The sequence below is a fragment of the Arthrobacter rhizophilus genome (assembly GCF_026241105.1).
Taxonomy (GTDB): domain Bacteria; phylum Actinomycetota; class Actinomycetes; order Actinomycetales; family Micrococcaceae; genus Arthrobacter.
This window is the reverse complement of record NZ_JAPFFT010000071.1, coordinates 1-1,897: the sequence shown is the minus strand read 5'-3', so window position 1 is coordinate 1,897 and position 1,897 is coordinate 1. Positions and strand designations below refer to the sequence as shown.

The window sequence follows — 1,897 nt, the reverse complement described above, 5'->3', positions numbered from 1 at the left end:
GGCGAATTCCAGGGGTCGATGCAACACCCGAGGTCAGCTGGCTATCAGTAAATCACGAAGTGACTCGGCAGGGGTTTTCCAGCCGAGTGTTTTGCGGGGTCGGGCGTTGAGTTCCTGGGCGACGTGTTCGAGGTCCTCGGGTCCGTAGGCGTTCAGGTCGGTGCCTTTGGGGAAGTACTGACGCAGCAGCCCGTTGGTATTCTCGTTGGATCCGCGCTGCCAGGGGCTGGCCGGATCGCAGAAGTAGACGTCCATGTCGGTGGCGATGCTGAACGCCTTGTGTTTGGCCATTTCGACGCCCTGATCCCAGGTAAGGGATCCTCGCAGGTGCGCCGGCAGGGTCACCATGGTCTTGATCAGCCCGTCGCGGACGGATTCGGCGGTGTGGTCCACCGGCAGGTGCACCAGCATCACATAGCGGGTCGTGCGCTCCACCAGCGTCGCGATGGCCGATTGGTTGTGTGCTCCTGTGATGAGGTCGCCCTCCCAATGGCCCGGGATCGCGCGGTCCTGGACCTCTGCGGGGCGTTCGGAAATGTTGATCATGGGGTCCCGGAAACGACTGGCACGTTCCTCGGGGCTTTTCTGCTTTTTGCGGCGTGTCCTCCCGGTGCGCAGGGCCTCTTTGACCTCGCGCTTGAGTCCGCCGCGGGCCTGGAAGTAGAGGGCCTGGTAGATCGTTTCGGGGCTCACGCGCATCTGTTCGTCATCGGGGAAGTCCTTGATCAACGCCTTCGAGATCTGTTCCGGGGACCAGCGGATGCGCAGCTTGTCGGTCACGTAGTCGCGCAAACCCCCGGCTGCTGCCAGCTTACTTTCCTTGGGCCGTGCCCGGGCCGCCGTGGCGGTGCGGTGGGCGCCGTAGGGCTGGTAGCCGAGCACCGGGTGGCTGTTGCGTTTGACCTCCCGGCTGATGGTGCCCACCGATCGGCCCAGGGCCCTGCCGATCGCCTGCATGGAGGTTCCTTGGGAACGTAGGTCCGCGATCTTCTCCCGCTCAGGCAAGGACAGGTAGCGGGCGCTGATGAGCTGCTCCAGGGCCTCCAAAGCCAACGGAGCCGCATCCGGTGCCGCAGCGGGGGCCGACGGTTCGGCTAAAGCAGTAGTCACTTCCTGTTTATACGGCACTTCCGGGGCGTCGGAGCCAACGGCGCGGCCCTTGGCCGCATCCCGCTCGTTCTCCCACAGGTACCCGCTTTTGCGGCTCGCACCGGCGGCGGCAGCGGCTTCCATCCGGCCGACGCCCGCTTCGCGCAACCGTAGGAATTCGGCGCGTTTCCCCACCCCTGGGTGGATGGATCCGATTCCGGCATGACGGGCCCAGCTAACGCCCTGCGATCTCGCCAGACCGAGCTCCCGGGCCGCCACGCTGACGCTGCCGACACGAGCGAGGACGGCGAAGAACTCGTCCTTCTGTTCTTGGGTGGCAGACTGCTTGGCCACCGGATTTGTGCGGGGTTTGCGGGTGACGGCGCCAGCCTTGTAGGCCCAATGGAAGCAGGTCTGAACGTTGATGCCCATGGTCTTGGCCGCGAGGCTCACGCTCCCCAACCGGTCCAGCAAGACAAAGAACTTGTCCTTCTCAGCTTGGGCGTATATTTGGCCTGATTTCCTGCCGGAAGGTCCCGCCCAGGCACGGCAGGTACTGAGGTTGAATCCTAATTCCCGGGCGGTCAGCGGAATGCTTCCCAGACGCTCCAAGGCCAGGAAGAAATCCGCCCGATCAGACGACGAGTAGCTCCGATAAGTACGCTTCCGGGCTGGCGCGCCGGACGGAACAGGCTTCTTTCCTTGCGGGGATTTTTCCGTTAAGGAAGAACTGTCTATCAGTGGTGTTTCCAAGGTTGTTGCAACTCCCGGTTTTCAGGGGGTGTTGCAACAACCGCTAGAACTCGCC

Annotated in this window: 1 protein-coding gene; it reads right to left on the bottom strand. The window is 63.5% G+C overall.

The window, feature by feature from the left end; all coding sequences use genetic code 11:
- Nucleotides 1-33 precede the first annotated feature (33 nt).
- Complete coding sequence (locus OOZ51_RS22325) at nt 34-1,233, bottom strand: IS30 family transposase (RefSeq protein WP_265982164.1); 1,200 nt, start codon at nt 1,231-1,233, stop codon at nt 34-36.
- Between the last annotated feature and the right edge of the window lie 664 nt (nt 1,234-1,897).

Bases quoted from the DNA above. Each gene is read 5' to 3' on its own strand.
- OOZ51_RS22325 (WP_265982164.1), bottom strand. From the start codon at position 1,233: ATGGAAGCCGCTGCCGCCGCCGGTGCGAGCCGCAAAAGCGGGTACCTG.